20 protein-coding genes are annotated in these 21,485 nt (G+C 68.7%); 10 read left to right on the plus strand and 10 right to left on the minus strand.

Annotated elements, in window-relative coordinates; genetic code table 11:
* From DMC61_RS00465 to purD, 7 genes are all read right to left on the minus strand, one after another.
* Positions 1–1,122, minus strand: a complete 1,122-nt coding sequence (locus tag DMC61_RS00465; protein ID WP_125685947.1) for a transglycosylase SLT domain-containing protein — start codon at positions 1,120–1,122, stop codon at positions 1–3.
* A 44-nt stretch (positions 1,123–1,166) separates the two neighbouring features.
* Entirely contained in the window at positions 1,167–1,478 is a 312-nt protein-coding gene (locus DMC61_RS00470) for a hypothetical protein (protein WP_038521469.1), read from the minus strand.
* A gap of 147 nt (positions 1,479–1,625) precedes the next feature.
* On the minus strand, positions 1,626–2,396 hold the full coding sequence (locus tag DMC61_RS00475; RefSeq protein ID WP_125685950.1) for an ESX secretion-associated protein EspG: 771 nt from the start codon (positions 2,394–2,396) through the stop codon (positions 1,626–1,628).
* Positions 2,397–2,400: 4 nt separating this feature from the next.
* The gene (locus DMC61_RS00480) at positions 2,401–4,056 is read right to left on the minus strand and encodes a PPE domain-containing protein (protein ID WP_125685952.1); all 1,656 of its coding nucleotides are present in this window, start codon (positions 4,054–4,056) and stop codon (positions 2,401–2,403) included.
* A gap of 10 nt (positions 4,057–4,066) precedes the next feature.
* Complete coding sequence (locus tag DMC61_RS00485) at positions 4,067–4,708, minus strand: DUF3558 domain-containing protein (RefSeq protein ID WP_233594667.1); 642 nt, start codon at positions 4,706–4,708, stop codon at positions 4,067–4,069.
* Positions 4,659–5,045 carry a PE domain-containing protein gene (locus DMC61_RS00490; RefSeq protein ID WP_016338072.1) on the minus strand — a complete coding sequence of 129 codons (387 nt, stop codon included), beginning with the start codon at positions 5,043–5,045 and terminating at the stop codon, positions 4,659–4,661. The genes DMC61_RS00485 and DMC61_RS00490 overlap by 50 nt, the downstream gene beginning before the upstream one ends.
* A gap of 136 nt (positions 5,046–5,181) precedes the next feature.
* On the minus strand, positions 5,182–6,444 hold the full coding sequence (gene purD, locus DMC61_RS00495) for a phosphoribosylamine--glycine ligase (RefSeq protein WP_016338073.1): 1,263 nt from the start codon (positions 6,442–6,444) through the stop codon (positions 5,182–5,184).
* A gap of 176 nt (positions 6,445–6,620) precedes the next feature.
* Here purD and DMC61_RS00500 point away from each other — a divergent pair, with 176 nt between their 5' ends.
* Both DMC61_RS00500 and DMC61_RS00505 read left to right on the plus strand, forming a co-directional pair.
* Positions 6,621–7,739 (plus strand): glycerophosphodiester phosphodiesterase, encoded by a 1,119-nt coding sequence (locus DMC61_RS00500; protein WP_125685954.1) that lies wholly within the window; start codon positions 6,621–6,623, stop codon positions 7,737–7,739.
* Positions 7,740–7,953: 214 nt separating this feature from the next.
* Positions 7,954–9,492 carry an amino acid permease gene (locus DMC61_RS00505; protein WP_125685956.1) on the plus strand — a complete coding sequence of 513 codons (1,539 nt, stop codon included), beginning with the start codon at positions 7,954–7,956 and terminating at the stop codon, positions 9,490–9,492.
* On the opposite strand, the gene DMC61_RS00510 is transcribed toward DMC61_RS00505, so the two are convergent.
* Together DMC61_RS00510 and DMC61_RS00515 are read right to left on the minus strand one after the other, a co-directional pair.
* A complete protein-coding gene (locus tag DMC61_RS00510) occupies positions 9,476–10,699 on the minus strand; it encodes an aromatic acid/H+ symport family MFS transporter (protein ID WP_125685958.1) in 1,224 nt (407 codons plus the stop codon). The two genes, DMC61_RS00505 and DMC61_RS00510, sit on opposite strands and share 17 nt — an antisense overlap.
* 139 nt (positions 10,700–10,838) lie before the next feature.
* A complete protein-coding gene (locus DMC61_RS00515; RefSeq protein ID WP_125685960.1) occupies positions 10,839–11,774 on the minus strand; it encodes an LLM class F420-dependent oxidoreductase in 936 nt (311 codons plus the stop codon).
* A gap of 122 nt (positions 11,775–11,896) precedes the next feature.
* Between DMC61_RS00515 and DMC61_RS00520 the strand changes: the two genes are divergently transcribed.
* Entirely contained in the window at positions 11,897–12,391 is a 495-nt protein-coding gene (locus tag DMC61_RS00520) for an OsmC family protein (protein ID WP_125685962.1), read from the plus strand.
* 68 nt (positions 12,392–12,459) lie between these two features.
* Here the strand turns inward: DMC61_RS00520 and DMC61_RS00525 are convergent, their stop codons facing one another.
* Positions 12,460–13,746 carry an adenylosuccinate synthase gene (locus DMC61_RS00525; RefSeq protein ID WP_125685964.1) on the minus strand — a complete coding sequence of 429 codons (1,287 nt, stop codon included), beginning with the start codon at positions 13,744–13,746 and terminating at the stop codon, positions 12,460–12,462.
* Positions 13,747–13,800: 54 nt separating this feature from the next.
* On the opposite strand from DMC61_RS00525, the gene DMC61_RS00530 reads away from it, so the two are divergent.
* The 7 genes from DMC61_RS00530 to DMC61_RS00560 all read left to right on the plus strand — a co-directional run bounded on the left by DMC61_RS00530 (position 13,801) and on the right by DMC61_RS00560 (position 21,480).
* Positions 13,801–14,481, plus strand: a complete 681-nt coding sequence (locus DMC61_RS00530) for a hypothetical protein (protein WP_370456379.1) — start codon at positions 13,801–13,803, stop codon at positions 14,479–14,481.
* A gap of 185 nt (positions 14,482–14,666) precedes the next feature.
* Positions 14,667–15,305: a DUF1524 domain-containing protein gene (locus DMC61_RS00535; protein WP_125685966.1), complete on the plus strand. Its 639-nt coding sequence runs from the start codon at positions 14,667–14,669 to the stop codon at positions 15,303–15,305.
* Between the two features lie 207 nt (positions 15,306–15,512).
* The gene (locus DMC61_RS00540; RefSeq protein WP_125685968.1) at positions 15,513–17,117 is read left to right on the plus strand and encodes an ABC transporter substrate-binding protein; all 1,605 of its coding nucleotides are present in this window, start codon (positions 15,513–15,515) and stop codon (positions 17,115–17,117) included.
* Positions 17,114–18,064 (plus strand): ABC transporter permease, encoded by a 951-nt coding sequence (locus DMC61_RS00545; RefSeq protein WP_125685971.1) that lies wholly within the window; start codon positions 17,114–17,116, stop codon positions 18,062–18,064. Before DMC61_RS00540 ends, DMC61_RS00545 begins: the two co-directional genes overlap by 4 nt.
* Positions 18,057–18,872, plus strand: coding sequence for an ABC transporter permease (locus DMC61_RS00550; RefSeq protein WP_125685972.1), 816 nt, complete (start codon positions 18,057–18,059; stop codon positions 18,870–18,872). Before DMC61_RS00545 ends, DMC61_RS00550 begins: the two co-directional genes overlap by 8 nt.
* Positions 18,869–20,446, plus strand: a complete 1,578-nt coding sequence (locus tag DMC61_RS00555) for an ABC transporter ATP-binding protein (RefSeq protein WP_125685974.1) — start codon at positions 18,869–18,871, stop codon at positions 20,444–20,446. Before DMC61_RS00550 ends, DMC61_RS00555 begins: the two co-directional genes overlap by 4 nt.
* Positions 20,443–21,480 (plus strand): LLM class flavin-dependent oxidoreductase, encoded by a 1,038-nt coding sequence (locus tag DMC61_RS00560; RefSeq protein WP_125685976.1) that lies wholly within the window; start codon positions 20,443–20,445, stop codon positions 21,478–21,480. Before DMC61_RS00555 ends, DMC61_RS00560 begins: the two co-directional genes overlap by 4 nt.
* The last annotated feature ends 5 nt before the right edge of the window (positions 21,481–21,485 follow it).

Consider the following 21,485-nt stretch of genomic DNA (forward strand, 5'->3'; position numbering starts at 1 on the left):
TTAGTAGCCCTGGTATCCGCCGCCGCCGGCCATGGACTTCAGGCCCGGGTGGCCTTCGAAACCGCCGTACCGCGAGAACGTGTACCGCACGCCCGCGATGATGTTGTCCACCGGGTTGTAGATGTCGTCGTGCCCGGGAAGCTTGTGCGCGTTGAAGGTCGGGTCGATGCACTGCATCAAACCCTTGGACGGTGTGCCCTTCGCCGCGTTGGAGTCCCAGTTGTTGATGGCGTTGGGGTTACCGCCGGACTCCTTCTCGATGATCGTCCAGATCTTCTGGATGTCCGCCTCGGTCACCGGGATCCCGTTGGCCTGCAGGATCTTGATGGCCTCCTGGATCCACTGCTGGACGTTGCCCGGCGGCGTCGTCGACGGAGGACCGCCGCTCGGGCCGAGGCCGCCGCCCCCACCACCGCCACCGCCGCCTCCTCCGCCGCCACCGCCACCGGCGTGGAGACCACCGGTGCGCTTGGGGACGGAACCGTCCTTACCGGGCATCGGGACGGTGGAGTAACCGCCCTGGATGTCCTTCTTCATCAGCTCTTGGGACTTCTGGATCATCTGGTTGGCCTGGTCGAGCAGGCCCTTGACCCGGCCGTCCGCGTCCTTGGCGATGCCGTTGATGTCGGTCTTGGCCTTCTGGATGATCTCGTCGGCCGAAGGGCTCGGCGCCGGTTTGTGATCCTTCTCGGCCTGCGCGGCGGCCGTGATCGCCGCGTTCTTGTCCTTCTCCGCCTGCGCGTTCCTGGTGTTGACCGCCGCTTCGGCGTCTTCGTAGACGCCCTTCACCTGGGCCTTGATGTTGCCGAGATCGGTGTGGACGCGATCGAGGTCGTCGACGACCTTGCCCAGCTGCTCTTCGACGTTCTTCCCGGCCGTGGTGATCGACTTGACGTACTCGAAGAACGCCTCCGCTGCCGGCCCGGCCCAGACGCCGCCGTTCAGCGCTTCGGTCGACGTTTTCAACGCCGCGCTGTGATCACCCGCGTTGTCGGCGGCCGTCTTGAACTGCCTCGACGCGTTCTGAATGGCGGCGAGGTTGACTTTGCTGATCTGCTCGGCCTTCTGGACCAGTCCGTCCCAGCCGTCGGGCGTGCCGGCGCCGACACCGTTCAAAGCCACTGCTCAAGCCCCCTTGGTCTTCGGCCCCCAGGCCTGGCGAGTCGTCACAGGTCCCCGTGCACCTTCAGGTTGTCCACGTGGACCGCTTCGGTCTCCTTGATCAACCCCGCCGCCTTTCGCAGCACGAAGGCCGTGGCCTCCATCAGCTGGCCGGCCGAATCGAATTCGTTGTGCACTCCCTGCTTGAACTTGCCGACCGCGCCCTGCGCGTCGCCGTGCTCGTCCACTCCGCCGAAGGGGCTTTCCTTCTCGTCATCCATCCCGGTGACGCCTTTTTTGGTCTTCTCGAACTCGTCCTTGAGCTTCTCCACCTGACCGGCGGCGATCCCCATGGAATCCGGGTCGTACACAGGCACGGTTCGTCATCCCCTTCACGGAAAAACTTGTGTCCGCCCGATCTGACGCGTGGCCGATCACGACGGTTCCCGCGCATACTTTAAGACCTCGGCAGTGGGCCGTGTGCGTATCCACGCCAACTTCCACCCCGCCGATAATCGGGCGAATCAGAAATCGGCGACTTCCCGGATACGCGTCGCGAGCAACTGATTGTCCGCCGGGGTGATGGTCGCCCAATCCCGCCCGTCGCGGTTCCGCGCGACCTGGAACAGATAGCGGCCCGCGTCCGTGTCGTAGAAGGCGACCACGCTGTCCGCGCGGCGGGGGCGGCCGTCGCGGCCCGCGCGTTCGGCGCCGAACTGGCCGCGTGCCTCCTGGCCGAGGAGCATGCCCGCCACCTCCTGCGCCTGCCAGAGGGGCACGTCCAGGTCTTCCAGTGCGGTGACCAGCGCTTTCGCCTCGCCGCGGGCCGCGGCGTCGGCCTGGACCAGGACGTCGTGGGGAATGCTGATCGACTGGCCGACGCCGGGGCCGAGGTCGCCCGCCACCGAGACGGCGGCTTCGGCCAACGAGCTCTCACGGGCGGGGATCAGCCACACCTGACCGGAGTCGATCACGCCGAGCAACGCCTGGTTGCCGACGCTGACCGCCTGGCCCTTGATCTCGCGGTCGGTCCATACCCAGACGTCGATGGCGAGCCGGGGATGCGCGAACAGGTTCAGCATGTCGACCAGTTCGCCCGACGCCTGGTGTCCCCGCGCGAGCCCTCGCGCGCGCAGGGATTCCCAGGCCTCTTCGATCAGTGCCGCCCGCTCCGTGTGGGTCGTTCCGGGGCTCGGCACGTCGAGTGCGACATGGCGGCGGGGCAGCCTTTCGGCTTCCCAGAGCATTTCGAACTCGAGTGCGGACAGCACCAGGCTGCCGTTGTCGTTCGGCACAGGTTCAGCGCGCTTCCCGGTTGCCGTGGTCACCGATCACGTCGGGCGACACCAGCCGCTCGTCGGTGAACAGGTCCTTGTCGTCGACGCCGTAACGCCTGATGTGCTCGGCGTCCTCTTCGACGTCCTGCGTGGCGGCGCGCTCCATGAACTTCGACTCGGGCTTCGGCTGCTTCGCGCCGATCTTCTCCGAGCGCCGCATGGCCTCCTCTTCGGGAAGCTCGCCGATCGGCAGCTGACGGGTCGGCTTCACGCCGCCTTCCTGACGGGGACGGCGGTCACGTTCCTTGTCGCCGCTCAGCGCGCCACCGGCGACACCGGCGCCGAGCGCGGCGGCCCCGGCGCCCAGGTCGGCCGCGGCCGGGCCGGTGATCTTCGGGACGGCCGGGAAGCCACGACCGGATTCGTTGCCGGGGGCCATCGGCGTCTGCGGTCCGGAGCCGACCGAGCGGCCCTTGCCGAGCGCCTGGTCACCGCCGCCGGTGCCACCGCCGACGTTGCCGAAGACACCGGGACCGGAGCTGGAGCCGGGGCCCTTGCCGAGGGCACCGTCGATTCCGGGACCGGGGCCGAACGACTTGCCGAGCGGCTGCGCCGACGTGGTGCTGTTCGGCGGCGCGCTGCCGGTGGACTGACCCGGCGGCGGGACGTTCGGAGTGGTCGGCGCGCCCGGCGGGACGAACGGCGGCGAGACGGGCGAGCCGGTGCCCGGGTACGACGGCCTGCCCTGTTCGGGTTGCGGGGACGGCCGGTTCGGTGTCACCCAGCCGGTGCCCGGCGCGGGGGCGGGTTTCGACGTGCCGGACGGCGTGGTCGAGCCCGCGGGAACGGTCGCGCCCGGGGCGGGCGCCGCCGAAGCGGTCTTCCGAGCCGTTCCGCCGCCCATGGCGACGCCGTAGGCCGGGGTCGGGGCGTCGTAGGACGGCGCTTTCGGATGGCTGACCGGCTGCGCGACCGGCGGCACGTACTTCGACTCGACGGCCGCCGACGCCGGGCGCACACTGCCGTCCGGGGTGAGGTCCGTGGCCGTGCCCGCTAGGTCGAGCGGGCCGGACCCGCCGCCCGCTCCGGCGGTGGTCGTGGTCTGGGTCAGGTTCATCGCCTGCGGGTCGGCCAGGGTGTCGGTCGACAGCAGGTTCTCGCCGCTCGTCTTGGCGTAGTCGTTCAACGCCTCCTGCGCCTGCGCCCGCGCGTTGTTCGCGGCGCTGACGGTCTTGGCGTGGTCGGTCTCGAACCCGATGAGGCTCAGCAGGACGTCGCCGACGGTCAGGCCGCCGGCGCCCTTCCGGACCACTTCCGGATCCGGGAGCTTGTGCAGGGTCCGGTTGAAGGCCTCACCCTGGGCGAAGATCATCTCCGCGGAATGCGAGACCTTCGTGTTCGCGTCCTGGGAGAAGCCCGCCTGCTCGGTGAACACCTGACCGGCGGCACCGCCCGCTTCGCTCTGCCATTCCACGCCGAGCTTGCCCAGCTCGTCGCGCAGCGTCTTGTCGGTGTCGGCGAGCGCGCCCGCGACGGACTTCAGCGCGTCGACGGCGATGCCGATGCTGCCGGTGCCGTCGCCGCTGCGGAACTGCTCGATCTCGGTCGCGATCCCGGTGTCGGTGTAGCCGTCGAACCGAAGATCGCGGAGCCTGCCCGCGAGGTCGGAAACGTTCACGCCGCCCTCCCTAGTTGCGTGCTTTCAAGGTCTGCAAAGCCAAATCGGCCGCCAGTGCGGACTTCTCGCACAGCTGCGGCATGGTCAGCCCGCCGGCGGTGACGACGACGGTCCGCACCGCCAGCGTCTGCCCCTTGGCGACGCCGACGAGCGTTTCGCAATCACCCGGCGTGCCGGCGTCACGGTGGTTCCTGATGGCGGGGAACCCGCCGACCTGCGTCGGTTCCGACGTCATGCTGTTCTTCCGGCGCTTGCCGGTGAACCATTCTTCGACGTCCGCGGCGATGGTGCGGACGTAATAGCTGTGGAAGGGCTGCTCCGCGTCCGCGTCGAAGACACAGGTCGGCCCGTCGATCGGTTCCGCGGCCGCCCGCGGTTTGCTGTTGATCTTGAGCCGGTCGAGCTGCGGATCGGCGAGCAGGGCACACGGATCGGCACCCTGGAGGTTCAGCTCGGCGGGCCTGGCCGGCAGCGCGGACGCCTTGGCACCCTGCGTGGCCGAAGCCAGCGCGGGTTTGTCGGGGTAGGCCTGCCCGCCCGTGTCCGTGGTGCATCCGGCCAGTGCGAGGGTGAGCACGCCGCCGGACACCAGCACACGGGAGCTACGCCCGGTGAACACCACGGTCCCCGAACGCGGCGGCCTTGTCCGCATCACTGGTCTTGTACTCCTTGGCCGCCGTGCGGAGCTGGTTGACCAGGCCGCGCAAACCGGCCACGTACGCCCGGACCTGCGCGGCGTACGACTGGTCGCCGTCGGCCACGAGCGAGTTCCACACGTCGGTCGCGTGCACGCTCACCGTGTCGTTGGCCGGAGTGTCGATCCGCAGCTGGTCGAGCCGCGTCATGAGCTTGTCCTGCAACGCGTCGACCTGCTCTTCGACGATCTTCGCCACTTCGAGCAGCTTCGACGGATCGACTCTGATGTCGGCCACCGACGGTGGCGTCGGGACCGCCGACGTGAGGTCCTGGACCTTGCCCGATGCTGCCATTCCCCACCCCTTGGACACTGCGCACGGTGACCGTTCGTCCTGCCTGAGGCTACCAACGCGGATGTATCGGCTGCCTAAGCTTTGCCGGAAATACCGGGTTAGACGCACCAGGTACCGGGAAGGTTCCGTCCGGAATTCACGAGACCGGGGTGGCGATCTCTCCCTTGGCGGCGAGCAGGGCGATGTCGGTGCGGTGGTGGGAGCCGGCCAGATGGACCTTCTCGACCGTCGCGTAGGCGTCCTTGCGGGCGGCCTTCAGGTTCTTGCCGGTGCCGACGACCGACAGGACACGGCCGCCGGAGGAGACCACGGCACCGTCGTCGCGGCGGCGGGTGCCCGCGTGGAGCACGCCTTCGAGCTCGCCGCCGGTGATGACGTCGCCGGTCCGCGGCTTGCCGGGGTAGCCGTCGGCGGCCAGCACGACGGTGACCGCCGCGCCGGAATCCCACTCCAGCGGCGGCAGCTCGGCGAGCTTGCCGGTCGCCGTCGCGTGCAGGACCTTGCCGAGCGGGCTGCGCAGCAGCGCCAGGACGACCTGGGTCTCCGGGTCGCCGAACCGGCAGTTGAACTCGATGACCTGCGGGCCTTCGGAAGTCAGCGCGAGACCGGCGTAGAGCAGGCCGGAGAAGGTGGCGCCACGCTTGTCGAGCTCGTCGACCACGGGCTGGACGATGCGGGCGACGACGTCGTCCACCAGGTCCTTCGGCGCCCACGGCAACGGCGCGTACGCCCCCATGCCGCCGGTGTTCGGACCGGCGTCGCCGTCGCCGACGCGCTTGAAGTCCTGCGCGGGCAGCAGCGGGACGACCGTGCGGCCGTCGACGAAGCAGAAGAGAGAGGCCTCCGGGCCGTCGAGGAACGACTCCAGGAGCACCGGGTGCCCGCCGTCGAGCAGCATCAGGGCGTGCTTGCGCGCGACGTCGATGTCCTTGGTGACCACGACGCCCTTGCCCGCGGCGAGACCGTCGTCCTTGACCACCCAGGTGGGGCCGAACCGGCCGAGCGCGGCATCGAGGCGGGCCGGGTTGTCGACGACCTCGCAGTGCGCCGTCGGCACCTTCGCGGCCGCCATGACGTCCTTCGCGAAGGCCTTCGAGCCCTCGATCCTGGCCGCGGAGGCGGAGGGACCGAAGCAGGCGATGCCCGCCTTCCGGACCGCGTCGGCGACGCCCGCCACCAGCGGGACCTCGGGGCCGACCACCACCAGGTCCGCCTGCCACTGCTTTGCGAGGGCGGAGACCGATTCGGGGTCGGCCGCGTCGACGCCGAGCTGCTCGGCCACCGAAGAGGTGCCGGCGTTGCCCGGGGCACAGGCCAGTGCGGTGACGGAAGGGTCTTCCGCGACCGCGAGGACGAGTGCATGCTCACGGGCGCCGGACCCGATTACCAGTACGCGCACGACGCACAGGGTAACCGGGCCGGTGAGCTATAGAGACGTCGCCGTCCTCGAGCGGGTGGTTCCATCCGGCGTTCACCCGGCGGTCAGGCCTCCGCCGGTCCGTCTTCGCCGGCCGGACGCCTCCTGCGTCAAGGGTTGCGCGGTACCCCGAGTTCAAGCGAAAGAGGTCATCCACCATGCGAAAGCGCCTGGGCGTGCTCGCCCTGTCCGGACTCGCCGTACTCAGTGTCACCGGGTTGGCCGGCGCCGCCGAGCCGGGTGCCCGGGATGTGTCGGCGTCGGCCAAGGGCCACGATGGGCCGGTGATCGTCGGACACCGCGGCGCCCCCGGCTACCGCCCGGAGCACACGCTCGCCTCGTATGAGCTCGCCTACCGTCAGGGCGTCGACTGGGTCGACGTCGACCTGGTGCCGACCAAGGACGGCCAGCTCGTCGCCCGGCACGAGAACGAGATCGGCGGGACCACCGACGTCGCGAAGCACCCCGAATTCGCGAACCGGAAGACGACGAAGGTCATCGACGGCACGTCGTTCACCGGCTGGTTCACCGAGGACTTCACGCTCGCCGAGCTGAAGACCCTGCGCGCGACCGAGCGGATCCCGCAGCTGCGGCCGAACAACAAGATCTACGACGGCCGCTACCAGATCGCCACCTACCAGGAGGTGCTCGATCTGACGCGCCGCCTCGGCCGCGAACTGCGCCGCGAGCTGGGGACGTACCCGGAGATCAAGCACTCGACCTACTTCGCGTCGATCAAGAACCCGACCGAGCCGAAGCTGGTCGAGCTGATCAAGCGCAACGGGCTCAACCACCCGAAGGCGCCGGTGATCATCCAGTCGTTCGAGGTGTCGAACCTGATCGAGCTCTCACGTCAGGTGCGGGTGCCGCTGCTGCAGCTGACCTCGGCGTCCGGCGCTCCGGCCGACTTCATCGCGAAGGGCGACCCGCGGACGTACGCCGACCTCGTGACGCCGGCGGGCCTGAAGGAGATCTCGAAGTACGCGGACTACCTGGGCCCGGAGAAGGCGCAGGTCATCCCCGTGGTGAACGGTGCGCTGGGACAGCCGACCAAGCTCGTCGCCGACGCGCACAAGGCCGGGCTGAAGGTCGGGCCGTACACGTTCCGCAACGAGAACAACTTCCTCCCGCAGAACCTGCGTTCGTCGGCGAACCCCGCCGAGTACGGCAACGCGTTCGCCGAGCAGGAGGCGTTCCTGAAGGCGGGTGTCGATGGGTACTTCGCCGACCACCCGGACACGGCGCTTGAGGCTGTGAAGGCGTTCCAGGGGCGCTGAGTCCTCGCGGTCGCGGGCATCAAGGCCTCTTTGCTCGCGCGCTTCCGACGGTGAGTGTCAGGAAAGGGTCGTTCAGGACGTTTTTCGTCCTGAACGACCCTTTCCTGACATCTGGGGACCGGTTTCTTGACGGGACCTTGACATGCGCAGGTCGGCGGGCCTAATTTCGGCGGATCTCAATGGTCTGTCCGCATACCTTTTAAGTGGGTGCCCGATGGATGTCTCTGACAAGCAGGCCGCAGAACCCGCCGACGAAGACAGTGCCCGGCTCCACCAACTCGGCTACGCGCAGGAACTCCGGCGCACGATGTCGACCTTCTCCAACTTCGCCGTCTCCTTCACGATCATCTCGATCCTCTCCGGCTGCCTGACCCTCTACGGGTTCGGCATGAAGACCGGCGGACCCGCCGCGATGATCTGGGGCTGGCCACTGGTCGGCCTGTTCGTCATCCTCGTCGGGCTCGGCATGGCCGAGGTCTGCTCCAGCTACCCGACCGCGGGCGGCCTCTACTACTGGGCCGCGAAGCTCGCCCCGCGCAACGGCGCGGCCTGGTCGTGGTTCACCGGCTGGTTCAACCTCATCGGGCAGATCGCCGTCACGGCGGGGATCGACTTCGGCGCGGCGTTGTTCCTCAACGCCTTCCTCGATCTGCAGTTCGGCTTCGAGGCGACGCCGGGCAACACCATCCTGCTCCTGGCGATCATCCTGGTGATCCACGGCCTGCTGAACACCTTCGGCGTCAAGATCGTGGCGCTGCTGAACAGCATCAGCGTGTGGTGGCATCTGGTGGGGGTGCTGGTCATCGTCGGGGTGCTGATCGTCGTGCCCGCCAAGCACCAGGACGCGTCCTTCGTCTTCGGCGAGTTCGTGAACAAGACCGGCTGGGCTTCACCGGTCTACGTCTTCTTACTGGGACTCCTCGTCGCGCAGTACACACTGACCGGCTACGACGCCTCGGCGCATATGACCGAGGAGACCAAGAACGCGGCGAAGGCCGGGCCGCGCGGCATCATCAACTCGATCCTCGTCTCCTTGGTCGCCGGGTGGATCCTGCTGATCGGCCTCACCTTCGCCATCCAGGACTACGACGGCGCCGTGGGCTCCGAGACCGGGGTGCCGCCCGCGCAGATCTTCATCGACGCGACCGGCGCGACGACCGGCAAGTTCCTCCTGCTGATCTGCATCGGCGCCCAGTTGTTCTGCGGGATGGCGTCGGTGACCGCGAACTCGCGGATGATCTACGCCTTCGCCCGCGACGGCGCGATCCCGGGTTCGAAGTTCTGGCACCGCATCAACAAGCGCACCCAGACACCCACCAACGCGGTGTGGCTGGCCGCGGGCGGCGCGCTCCTGCTCGCCCTGCCGTACTTGTGGAGCGCGACCGCCTACGCGGCGGTGACCTCGATCGCCGTCGTCGGTCTCTACGTGGCCTACGTGATCCCGGTGTTCCTGCGGGTGCGCAAGGGCGACGACTTCGAACCAGGACCGTGGAACCTCGGCCGCTGGGGCAAGCTCGTCGGGACCATCGCGACCGTGTGGGTGTGCTTCATCTTCGTGCTGTTCATGCTCCCGCAGGGATCACCGATCACCATCGACAGTTTCAACTACACGCCCATCGCCTTCCTCGTCGTACTCGGTGGTGCGGCGGTGTGGTGGTTCGCCTCGGCACGCAAGTGGTTCACGGGCCCGAAGGTGCAGGGTTCCGAGGAGGAACTCGCCGCCGTGGAGAAGGAACTCAAGGAGCTGGGGTAGCGGCGACGTTCTCCCGGGAGCGGCCCGCGCGGACTCCGGTCACCGCGGCCGCTCCCAGCGCCCCGACTCCGGCGAAGGCGTAGAAACCCCACGGGTACGCGATCCCGGCGCTCAGCAGCGCGCCGCCGAGGATCGGACCGCAGATCGCGCCGACACGGCCGACTCCCGCCGCCCAGCCGATGCCGGTGGCGCGCATGACGTCCGGGTACGTCTTGCCGATGTACGCGTACACGAGCACCTGCGCGCTGAACACGAAACCGCCGGTGAGGAACACGGCCACGTACAGGCCGACGGCGGGCAGCTTCACGCTCAGCAGGGCGAGGAACACGGCCGCCCCGAGGAACCAGAAGATCACCGCCGGCCGGACGCCGACCTTGTCCGCCACCCGGCCCGCGACGAGCAGGCCGACGACACCGCCGAGGTTCAGCGTGAGCAGCAGCCCGAGCGCCGCGCCCAGCGGATACCCGGCCTGACGCATGATCTCCGGCAGCCAGGTGTTGAGCCCGTAGACCAGCAGCAGGCCCATGAACGACGTCACCCAGAACGCGATGGTGGCGCGCAGGAGCCCGCCGCGGAACAGCCCGCCGACCACCTCCGTCGCCGACTTCTCCTGCGTCTCCCGTGCCCGCTCGAAGGTCTCGGACTCCGGCAGGTACTTGATCATCAGCGGCACCAGCACGAGCGCGGGCAGCGCGCCCGCGATGAACATCGCGCGCCAGCCGAGCGGCTGGATCAGCCAGATGCCGAGCAGGGCGGTGAGCACCGCGCCGACGTGATAGCCGGTCATCACCGTGGTGGTCGCGCTGCCGCCCTTTCCCTTGCGGGCGTACTCGGTGACCAGCGCGATCGCCGTCGGCAGACAGCCGCCGAGGCCCAGCCCGGCGAGGAAGCGCAGCAGACCGAAGACGAACGCCGACGGCGAGATCGCGCACAGCGCGGTGAACGCCGAGAAGGCGGTGACCGCGATGATCAGCGTCTTGCGGCGGCCGATGAGGTCGGTGATCGTGCCGATCGCCAGCGCGCCGATCGTCATGCCGATCAGGCCGAACGTCGAGATCACCGACGCCGTGCCCGGTGTCAGGCCCCAGACGTGGTCACGGAGCAGCGCGGGCAGCACCGTGCCCAGGACGACCAGGTCGAATCCGTCGAGCAGTACCGCCGTCCAGGCGAGTGGGACCACCCACGAACGGGCCGCGGCAGGGGACATGGGGACCTCCAGCTGTGTTCGCTATGCGCACGAGTATGCACAATCCGAACGCTGTGAGCAAGGCCACTGGGCCCCTGAATGTCATGAAAGGGCCGTTCAGGACGATGAATGTCCTGAACGGCCCTTTCATGACACAAGGTCAGCGCTTCGCGAGCTCCCCGAGAACCTGCCAGGTGCGGAGCCGCTCTTCGGTGTTCCGGATGCCGCTCTGTGCCGCGACGACCTCGGTCGCCCCGGCGTCGAAGTACCGCCGGATCTCGGCCGCGACGGTCTCCTCGTCCCCCGCGATCACCAGCTCACCGGCGGAATCCACGCCCTGGGCGTCGAAGACCGCGCGATAGGAGGGGATGTCGCGGAAGAACGCGTACTGCCGGTCGACGGTGGCCCGCACGGCGTCGGGGTCATCGGTCACGACCACCGGGACCATGGCGATGACGCGCGGCGCCGGACGGCCGGCGGCGGCCTTGGTGAGCTCCGGGACGATCAGCCCGGAAAGGGCCTTCGGCCCGGCTAGGAACGGGATCGTGCCGTCGGCGAGTTCGCCGGTGACGCGCAGCGCCTGCCGTCCCATCGCGGCGACGATCACCGGGATGTTCGAAGCCCCCGCGACGGAAAGCGAAGCCGCGAAGCCCTTGGCATGCGCCCGGACCGTCTCGCCGTGGAAGTCGACTTCGCCGCCGCTGAGCACCTGGCGGAGGATCGTGAGGTACTCGCGAAGGTGCTTGATCGGCGACGGGTATTCGATGCCGTACGCCGGTTCGAGCCAGTTCTTCGCACCGGTTCCCAGGCCGAGCACGAAGCGGCCCCCGGTGGCGGCCTGCGCCGTCTGCGCGAGACCGGTGATCAGCAGGGGATGCCGCGGGTAGATCGGGACGACACTCGTCCCGACGGTGATTCCCGGGACGGCGCGGCCGGCGAGGGCGGCGACGGTGATCGCGTCGTGCTCCATCTGCTGCGAGAACCAGACGGACGTCAGGCCCGCGTCGGCGGCCTGCCGGGTCTGCGTGATGAGTTCGTCGACGATGTTGACGGCGTCCGCGGTGTCCCCGGACGGGAGTGCCACTCCGATGGTCATGTCCAACGCCAACGGCGCTGTCGAAAGAGTATTTCGCCGTTCACCAGTTGGGATCATGCGCGCGGATCCCGCTGTTGGCCCACCCTGGGCGGCGTCCGACACCTCGATCCTGGAGAGACCCGATGTCGCTGACCGATGTCATCGAAGGAACCAAGACCGCCGTCGACGCCGACCCGCGCAACGCCGCCGTCTCGTTCAGCGTCGCCAACGCGCTGGCCCCCGGGACCGCGACCCGGGTGGACGTGCGGGTGCGCGACCACTCGTTCGCCGTCGACGACACCGCCGCGCTCGGCGGCACCGACACCGCGGCGAACCCGGTCGAGTACGCGCTCGCCGCGCTGGGCTCGTGCCAGGTGATCACGTACCAGTTCTGGGCGGCGAAGCTCGGTGTTCCGCTCGAAGGCGTGCAGGTGACCGTGGACGGCGACATCGACCTTCACGGGTTCTTCGGGTTCTCGGAGACCCGGCCGGGCTTCGGGGATGTGCGCGTTTCGGTCGAGCTGAGCGGGCCCGCCGGGGCGGAGGTCTACGAGGATCTGAAGCGGCAGGTGGACGAGCACTGCCCGGTGCTGGACCTGTTCCGGAACCCGACGCCGGTGAAGACTTCGCTCGCTTGAGACGCAAGGAAAGGTCCTTTCATTGCAAATTTTGCAATGAAAGGACCTTTCCTAGCACGCGAAGGGGGTCAGACGAACTCGTGCCGCACGATCGTCTGCTCCCGGCCCGGACCGACGCCGATCGCCGAGATCCGCGCGCCCGAGAGCTCTTCGAGCCGCTCGACGTAGGCCCGCGCGTTCGCCGGCAGCTCTTCGAAGGTGCGGCAGCCCGAGATGTCCTCGAACCAGCCCGGCAGCTCTTCGTAGATCGGCAGCGCGTGGTGGACGTCGGTCTGCGTCATCGGCATGTCGTACGTGCGGAATCCGTCGACCTCGTAGCCGACGCACACCGGCACCTTCTCCAGCCCGGACAGCACGTCCAGCTTGGTGAGGAAGTAGTCGGTGATGCCGTTGACCCGCACCGCGTAGCGCGCGATGACCGCGTCGAACCAGCCGGTGCGCCGCGAGCGGCCGGTGGTGACGCCGAACTCGCCGCCCTGCTTGCGCAGGTACTCGCCGGACTCGTCGTCCAGCTCGGTCGGGAACGGGCCGGAGCCGACGCGCGTGGTGTAGGCCTTGAGGATGCCCAGCACGGTGTCGATCTTGCCGGGGCCGATGCCGGAACCCGCGCTCGCGCCGCCGGAGGTCGGGTTCGACGACGTCACGAACGGGTAGGTCCCGTGGTCGACGTCGAGCAGGGTGCCCTGCGAACCTTCGAGCAGCACGGTCTCGCCGCGTTCGAGGGCCTGGTTGAGCTGAAGGCGCGTGTCGGCGATGCGGTGCGCGAACTTCTCGCCCGCGGCCAGCACCTCGTCGGCGACCTGGTTCGCGTCCAGCGCCTTGCGGTTGTAGACCTTGACCAGCACCTGGTTCTTGAACTCCAGTGCCGACTCGACCTTCTGCCGGAAGATCTTCTCGTCGAGCAGGTCCTGCACGCGGACGCCGACGCGGGCGATCTTGTCCTGGTAGCAGGGGCCGATGCCGCGGCCGGTGGTGCCGATCTTGCGGCTGCCGAGGTAACGCTCGGTGACCTTATCGATCGCCACGTGGTACGGCATGATCAAGTGCGCGTCGGCGGAGATCAGCAGCTTGCTGGTGTCGACGTCGCGTTCCTCCAGCCCGGCGAGTTCGCCGGGCAGCACGCCCGGGTCGATGACGACGCCGTTGCCGATGACGTTGGTGACGCCCGGCGTGAGGATCCCGGACGGGATGAGGTGGAGGGCGAAGTTCTGCCCGTCGGGAAGGACTACGGTGTGGCCCGCGTTGTTACCGCCTTGGTAACGCACGATCCACTGGACGCGGTCGCCGAGCAGGTCGGTGGCCTTGCCCTTGCCCTCGTCCCCCCATTGGGCCCCGATCAGCACGATGGCCGGCATGTGACACTCCAGGTGTTCGGCGACTTGTGGTTTGGCGCTGGTAAATGCCGGTGCATGAGCGTAACGGAGGGCCTTCGGGTGCGCGGAATAGTGGTGGTCTGTCCGGCGGGCGAGCCCACACTCCCGGAGATCGACGACGTCGAAATGGTGCACGTCCCGAGCCGCCCCGGCAAGGCGGATATCGACCCCTTGCTGGGGGAACACGATCATCTGGTGGTCGCGGGCACCGATGCCGACCTCGCGGCGGTCGCGCTGCGGCTGTTACGAAAAGAACAGCTCTCGGGCGTGTCGCTCGGCTTCGTGCCGTCCTCGCCGGACTCCGACGTCGCCCGTATCTGGAGCCTCCCGACGCAGCCGCTGCGTGCCCTCTCGCTCGCGTTGCGCGGCGAGGTCGACCCGGTGCCGCTGATCCGCGACGACACCGGCGGGGTGCTGGTCGGCCGCGGGGTGATCGGGATGATCCGCGGGGTGGCCTACTGCGACGAGCACACCGTCCTGCGCGGGCCCGCGCGCTCGATCGAGGTCGAGCCGGACACGAGCGGCCCCGGGCTGATGGTCCGGGTGACCAAGGGGACGCTGTTCAAGCGGCCTTCGACGCAGTACGCGCGGGCGTTCCAGCTCGGCTGCATCCCGACGCGGCCGAGCAGCGACGGCGTCGCCCATCCGCGGGCCATGAGCCGATGGACCTGGTACCGGCACACGGAGGATCTCCGGCTGGTCCGAGGGCTCGAGTAGGCCATTCGGCTCAGAACCTTCAGCTGGACTTTCCGAAGATTTTTCGGTGACGGACACCCTGTCCTACCTGCTCGTGACACCCTCCGTTCACGAATAGCCAGCAGAGTGTCATCCGATGGTGTTGCGTGGGTCATATCCGTGCCGCAAGGTGACCAGGTCCCCAAACCTGACACGGAGGCAGCAATATGCCAACTGCGCTTGCCGTTCGTCGCTCCTTCACCGTTCTCGCCGTCTCGGCGATCGTCTCCGCGGGCGTGGTGGGTGTCGCCGAAGCGACACCCCCGGGCATCCCGTCGGCGGACACCGCCAAGAGCCAGCTCGCCTCGCTGACCGTCAAGCCGGACGGTTCGTCGACCGGGTACAGCCGCGACAAGTTCCCGCACTGGTCCGACCAGGGCAACAGCTGCAACACCCGTGAGGTCGTGCTGAAGCGGGACGGCACGAACGTTCAGCAGGACAGCAGTTGCGCCGCCGTCTCCGGCAGCTGGTTCAGCCCGTACGACGGCGCCACCTGGAGCGCGGCGTCCGATGTGGACATCGACCACGTCGTCCCGCTCGCCGCCGCTTGGCGCACCGGCGCGTCTTCGTGGACCACCGCGCAGCGGCAGGCGTTCGCGAACGACCTCAGCTCGCCGCAGCTGATCGCCGTCACCGACAACGTCAACCAGGAGAAGGGCGACAAGTCGCCGGACGCGTGGAAGCCGCCGACCGTCGGTTACTGGTGCACCTACGCGAAGATGTGGACCACGGTGAAGTACAAGTACAAGCTGAGCATCAAGTCCGCGGAGAAGACCGCGCTGACGGACATGCTCAACCGCTGCTAGACCGGTTTTCCCGTGAAGGCCCCCTTCCCTCGGCTGAGCCGAGGGAAGGGGGCCTTCACGCGCGATCCACGCTGTCAAGCGGAAAGGTGGGACGTTTCGCGGACTGGGAGCCGGGCTCAGCATATGGGCGGGACTCAAGGCCGTGATTAGCGTGATTCGGGTAGGCGCAAGAGAAAGCGCCCCCCGTTCCCCGCTGGAGGCCACCCGGTGTCCCGTACCGCCGCCACTTCCTTACTCGCGCTCACCGCCCTCGTCGTCACTGCTTGCTCTTCCGCGGGTGGCGCGACGGGCGACGCCGGACCGCCCAAACCCGGTGGCACACTGCGACTCGGGATCTCGTCGAGCCCGGACTGCATCGACCCGCAACAGGTCGGCACCAACGCTTCGCTCAACGTCGGCCGCCAGCTGGTCGATTCGCTGACCGACCAGGATCCGGCCACCGGCGAGATCAAGCCGTGGCTGGCCGAAAAATGGGAGAGCAACGCGGATTCGACCGCGTTCACCTTCCACCTGCGCGACGGCGCGACCTTCTCCGACGGCAGCCCGGTCGACGCCGCGGCGGTCAAGACGAGCTTCGACGCGATCAAGGCGCTCGGCCCGAAATCGCAGCTCGGCTCGGGCTATCTGGCCGTCTACAAGGGAACGACGGCCGTCGATCCGAAGACGGTGAAGATCGAGTTCGCCGTGCCCAGCGCACAGTTCCTGCAGGCCAGCTCGACGATGTCGCTCGGGATCCTCGCGCCCGCCGCGTACAAGAAGACGGCCGACCAGCGCTGCCAGGGCGACGGCCTGATCGGCTCCGGCCCGTTCGTTTTCGAGAGCCTGAAACAGAACCAGGAGATCGTCCTCGCGAAACGCAAGGGTTACGACTGGGGCTCGTCGCTGTTCAAGCACCAGGGCGAGGCGTACCTCGACAAGATCGCCTACAAGATCGTGCCGGAACCCGGAGTGCGCACCGGAAGCCTCGCGTCCGCCCAGCTCGACGCCATCACCGACGTCCAGCCGGTCGACGAACCGCAGTTCACCGGCAACGGGTTCACCGAACCCACTCGCCCGAACCCCGGCGTCGTGTTCAACCTGCACGCCAACGTCACCAAGGGCGTGCTCACCGACGAGAAGGTCCGCCAGGCGGTGGTCAAGGGCATCAACCGGCCTGAGGTCACGAACACCGTGCTGACCCCGAACTACAAGCCGGCCACCAGCATTCTCGGCTCGGCGACGCCGTTCCACGCCGACCTTTCCCCGCTGCTCGCCTATGATCCGGCCGGCGCCACGGCGCTGCTGGAGAGCGCGGGCTGGCTCCCCGGTCCCGACGGGATCCGTACCAAGAACGGGCAGCGGCTGACCGCGAAGGTCGTCTTCTCCCTGGTGTTCAACCAGAACAAGAGCGTGCTCGAACTCGTGCAGCAGCAGTTGCGCAAAATCGGCTTCGACTTACAGATCGAGCAGCGCACGACGGCCGAGAGCGTGCAGATCACGCAGAGCGGGAACTACGAGTACCTCTGGTACAACACCACCCGCGCCGATCCGGACATCCTGCGCAACCTGTTCTCCACCAAGGCGAACAACCGCAGCAAGCTGTCCGCGGACAACCCGGTCGACGCGCCGCTCGACGCGCAGTCGTCCACTGTGGACCCGGCGAAACGGAAGCCCGCGGCCGAGGCGGCACAGCGCGCGATCATCGAGCACGGCTACTCGGCGCCGGTGTTCGAGCTGACCCAGGTGCTGGCGCACGGGCCGAACGCGCACGGCATCGGGTTCGAGGCATCGTCCCGGCTTCAGCTGTTCGACGCCTGGGTGTCCGGCTCGTGACGAGGTATCTGCTGCGGCGGATCCTGCAGGCGGTCTTCGTGCTGTGGGCCGCCTTCACCGTGTCGTTCGTGATCCTCTACCTCCTGCCGGGTGACGCGGTCAGCGCGAAGCTCGGCGGGGGCGAGGCCGGTCTTTCGGTGACGCCGGAACAACTGGCCGCCGCGAAGGCGGAGTACGGACTCGACGATCCGTTGCCGCTGCAGTACGGAAAGCGGCTGCTCGCGGCTTTGCAAGGCGACTTCGGCCGCTCGATCGCCACCGGGGACGGCGCCACGAACATGGTCGTCTCCGCCCTGCCGCCGACTCTCGCCGTGACCGGCTTCGCCCTGGTACTCGCGATCCTGTTCGGCGGCGGGATCGCGTTCGCCGGCACCCTCACGCGGCACCGCTGGCTGGGCAACCTCCTGCTCGCGTTGCCGCCGCTGGGGATCTCGCTGCCGCCGTTCTGGGTCGGGCTGCTGCTGATCCAGTTCTTCTCCTTCCAGCTCAGGCTGTTGCCCGCGCTGGGTTCGAACGGCTTCGAGTCGCTGATCCTGCCCGCGGTCACCCTCGCCATCCCCACCGGCGCGATCATCGGGCAGGTGTTGGCGAAGAGCCTCCGCACGCAGCTCGCCGAGCCGTACGCCGAGATCGCGCTGGCGAAAGGGGCGAGCCGATCGAGGGTCCACTTCGGACATTTGCTGCGCAACGCGGCGGTGCCCACGCTCACCATCGCCGGCGTGGTCGCCGGGAACCTGATCGCGGGTTCGGTGATCACCGAGACGGTGTTCTCCCGCGACGGCCTCGGCCGCGTGACGTCGTCGGCGGTCACCGCGCAGGACATCCCGGTGGTGCAGGCGGTGATCGTGCTCGCCGCGCTGGTGTTCGTGGTGATCAACCTGCTCGTCGACCTCGTCTATCCCCTGCTCGACCCGCGGATCCGACACCGGGAGACGGCCGATGCCTGACGTTCTCGTGCGCACCGGGCGGAAGCCGGGCCTGATCCTCGCGATCGCCGTCCTGTCCTTCGCCCTGCTGGCGGCGGTCGCGCCCGGCCTCTTCACCGGACAGGACCCGCTCGCCGGCGTCCCCGCGGAGAAGATGCAGGGCCCGTCGCTCGGTCATCTCTTCGGCACCGACGAGACCGGGCGTGACATCTTCGCGCGGGTGGTCCACGGCTCCGCACTTTCGTTGCAGGCGACCGTGATCGCCGTCGTCGTCGCGCTCGTCGCCGGTTCCGCGCTCGGCCTGCTCGCCGGGTTTCGCGGCGGCGCCCTCGATTCGGCGATCATGCGCTGCGTCGACGTCCTGCTGGCGATCCCTTCGATCCTCCTGTCGCTGGCGCTGGTCACCGCGCTCGGCTTCGGGACGACCAATGTCGCGATCGCGGTCGGCGTCGCGAACCTCGCGCAGTTCGCCCGGCTGATGCGGGCCGAAGTGCTGCGTGTCCGCGGTGGCGTGTTCGTCGAGGCCGCCCGCGCGGGCGGGGTGCGCTGGACCGGCGTGCTCGGACGGCACGTGCTGCCCAACGCGCTCGGCCCGGTACTCGCCCTCGCGACGCTCACCTTCGGCACGGCGGTGCTGGAGGTGTCCGCGCTGAGCTTCCTCGGCTACGGCGCCACCCCGCCGACCCCGGAATGGGGCTCGCTGGTGGCGGGCGGCCGCGGCTTCCTCGCCACCGCCTGGTGGATGACCACCTTCCCCGGGCTCACCGTCGCGGCCGTGGTGCTGTCGGCGAACCGGCTGTCCAGAGCGATCGAAGGAGACGTGCGGTGAGCGAACTGCTGACCATCCGCGATCTCGCGGTTTCCTACAAGTCCGTACCCGCCGTGGACGGCGTCTCGCTTTCCGTCCACAAGGGACAGATCGTCGCGGTGGTGGGCGAGTCCGGCTCCGGCAAGAGCACGACGGCGCACGCGGCGATCGGGCTGCTGCCGCGCGGCGGGCGAGTCGACCGCGGCGAGATCACCTTCGACGGCCGCGACCTCACAAAACTCTCCGACCGCGCTTGGCGTTCGGTGCGGGGCCGCGAGATCGCCCTGGTCCCGCAGGATCCGACGGTGTCGCTCAATCCCGTGCACCGGATCGGCGATCAGGTCGCGGAAGTGCTGCTGATCCACGGTCTGGCCGACAAACGAAGCGCGGGCTCGGAGGCGGTGAAGCTGCTGCGCAAGGCCGGGATCGCCGATCCGGAGACGCGGGCGCGGCAGTATCCGCACGAGCTGTCCGGCGGGCTCCGGCAGCGCGCGCTGATCGCCGCCGCCCTCGCCGGACGGCCGAAGTTGATCATCGCCGACGAACCGACCAGCGCGCTCGACGTCACCGTGCAGCGGCAGATCCTCGACCATCTCGAAGAACTCGCCGCCGAAGCGGGCACCGCCGTCCTGCTGATCACCCACGACCTCGGTGTCGCCTCGGATCGCGCGTCGCGGATCGTCGTGCTGTCCCAGGGAAGCGTCGTAGAGGAAGGCTCGACCGGAGAGATCCTCGCCGCGCCCACCGAGAAGTACACGCGAGACCTGCTCGCCGCCGCGCCGAGCCTGTCCGACACCCCGTTGCGGGATCCGAAACCGCCATCATCCGACGTCCTGGTGTCGGTCCGTGGCCTCGGCAAGACCTTCGGGACCGTCCGTGCCGTCGACGGTGTTTCGTTCGACATCGCCCGCGGCCGGACACTCGCGCTGGTCGGCGAATCCGGTTCGGGCAAGTCGACCACCGCGCGGATGATCCTGCGGCTGGAGACGCCGACCGACGGTGTCGTCGAGTTCGACGGCGAGGACATCACCGCGCTGCGCGGCGAGGAGCTACGGCGGCTGCGGCGCCGGTTCCAGCTGGTGTACCAGAACCCGTACGCGTCGCTGAATCCGAAGTTCACCATCGAGGACGTCATTTCCGAGCCGCTGCGCGCGTTCGGCTTCGGAACGAAGGCGGAACGCCGGGCGCGGGCGGCCGAGCTGGTCGACCAGGTCGCCCTGCCGTCTTCGGTGCTGAAGCGCAAACCCGCCGAACTGTCCGGCGGCCAGCGGCAACGCGCGGCCATCGCGCGGGCGCTCGCCCTGCGCCCGGAACTGATCGTCGCCGACGAACCCGTGTCCGCGCTGGACGTCTCGGTGCAGGCGCAGATCCTGCGATTGCTCGCCGGTCTACAGGACGAGCTCGGCCTGACGTACCTGTTCATCTCGCACGACCTCGCCGTGGTCCGGCAGATCGCGGACACCGTCGGCGTGCTGCGCGGCGGCGAACTCGTCGAACTCGGCCCCGCTCAGGACGTCCTCGAACGGCCGAGCGCGGACTACACCCGGGAGCTGCTCGCCGCCATCCCCGGCCGGAAACCCTTGGAGACACGATGAAGTTCGGACTCTTCTCCCTGGTCGCCAACCATCCCGACCCGGTGACCGGCGCGACCGCGACCCAGCACGAACGCCTGCGCCGGGTCGTCGACGAGGCGATCTTCGCCGAGGAGCTGGGCTTCGACGCGTACGGCGTCGGCGAGCGGCACGGCGAGCCGTTCCTTTCCTCGGCGCCGCCGGTGATCCTCGCGGCGGTCGCGGAACGCACGAAACGTGTCCGGCTGCTGACCACCCTGACCGTGATCAGCGTGCTCGACCCGGTCCGCGTCGCCGAGGACTACGCGACACTCGACCAGCTTTCCGGCGGCCGGCTGGAACTCATGATCGGGAAGGGCAACGATCCTCGGCACTTCCCGTTGTTCGGCCTCGAAGAAGACCGGCAGTGGGAGTACCAGGCGGAGAAGTTCGCCCTGCTTCGCCGCCTGTTCCTGGAGGAGGGCGTGACGTGGGATGGCGAGTTCCGCGCGCCGCTGACCGACGTGACGACGCAGCCGCGTCCCTTCCACGCGCGGCCTCGGATCTGGCACGGGAGCGCGTCGAGCACCGAATCGACCGAGCTGGCGGCGAAGTTCGGCGATCCGCTGTTCACCGCGAACGGCTTCCATCCCAAGAAGAAGTACGCGGACCTGATCGACCACTACCGGCGGCGGTGGGCGGAGTACGGCCACGATCCGGCGGACGCGCTCGTCGGTTCCGGCGCGGGCGGGCTCTATGTCGCCAAGACGTCGCAGGAGGCGCTGGACGGATATCGGCCGTACTTCGAAGCGCTGATGAAGACGCCCGCGTATCAGCACAACAAGTCGGAGTTCACCACGCTGGAGGACAAGATCGCCGGCGGTTCCGCGCTCGTCGGGAGTCCGGAACAGGTGATCGACAAGATCGGCGACTACCACGCGTCGTTCGGGCACGAGGTGCAGGCGGTGTCCGTCGACGGGCTGGAAGCCGGGGAGGCGCGGGACGTCCTGGAGCTCTTCGCCGCCGACGTCGTTCCGATCGTGCGTAAAGAACTGCCCTCGCGCGTCTGGGAAAGCTAGTACCT

Source organism: Amycolatopsis sp. WAC 04169 (assembly GCF_003947535.1).
GTDB lineage: Bacteria > Actinomycetota > Actinomycetes > Mycobacteriales > Pseudonocardiaceae > Amycolatopsis > Amycolatopsis keratiniphila.

Coding starts and splice junctions, on each gene's coding strand:
- DMC61_RS00485 (WP_233594667.1), bottom strand. CDS start 4,708: ATGCGGACAAGGCCGCCGCGTTCGGGGACCGTGGTGTTCACCGGGCGT.
- DMC61_RS00490 (WP_016338072.1), bottom strand. CDS start 5,045: ATGGCAGCATCGGGCAAGGTCCAGGACCTCACGTCGGCGGTCCCGACG.
- DMC61_RS00500 (WP_125685954.1), top strand. CDS start 6,621: ATGCGAAAGCGCCTGGGCGTGCTCGCCCTGTCCGGACTCGCCGTACTC.
- DMC61_RS00505 (WP_125685956.1), top strand. CDS start 7,954: ATGGATGTCTCTGACAAGCAGGCCGCAGAACCCGCCGACGAAGACAGT.
- DMC61_RS00510 (WP_125685958.1), bottom strand. CDS start 10,699: ATGTCCCCTGCCGCGGCCCGTTCGTGGGTGGTCCCACTCGCCTGGACG.
- DMC61_RS00515 (WP_125685960.1), bottom strand. CDS start 11,774: ATGACCATCGGAGTGGCACTCCCGTCCGGGGACACCGCGGACGCCGTC.
- DMC61_RS00520 (WP_125685962.1), top strand. CDS start 11,897: ATGTCGCTGACCGATGTCATCGAAGGAACCAAGACCGCCGTCGACGCC.
- DMC61_RS00525 (WP_125685964.1), bottom strand. CDS start 13,746: ATGCCGGCCATCGTGCTGATCGGGGCCCAATGGGGGGACGAGGGCAAG.
- DMC61_RS00530 (WP_370456379.1), top strand. CDS start 13,801: ATGAGCGTAACGGAGGGCCTTCGGGTGCGCGGAATAGTGGTGGTCTGT.
- DMC61_RS00535 (WP_125685966.1), top strand. CDS start 14,667: ATGCCAACTGCGCTTGCCGTTCGTCGCTCCTTCACCGTTCTCGCCGTC.
- DMC61_RS00550 (WP_125685972.1), top strand. CDS start 18,057: ATGCCTGACGTTCTCGTGCGCACCGGGCGGAAGCCGGGCCTGATCCTC.
- DMC61_RS00560 (WP_125685976.1), top strand. CDS start 20,443: ATGAAGTTCGGACTCTTCTCCCTGGTCGCCAACCATCCCGACCCGGTG.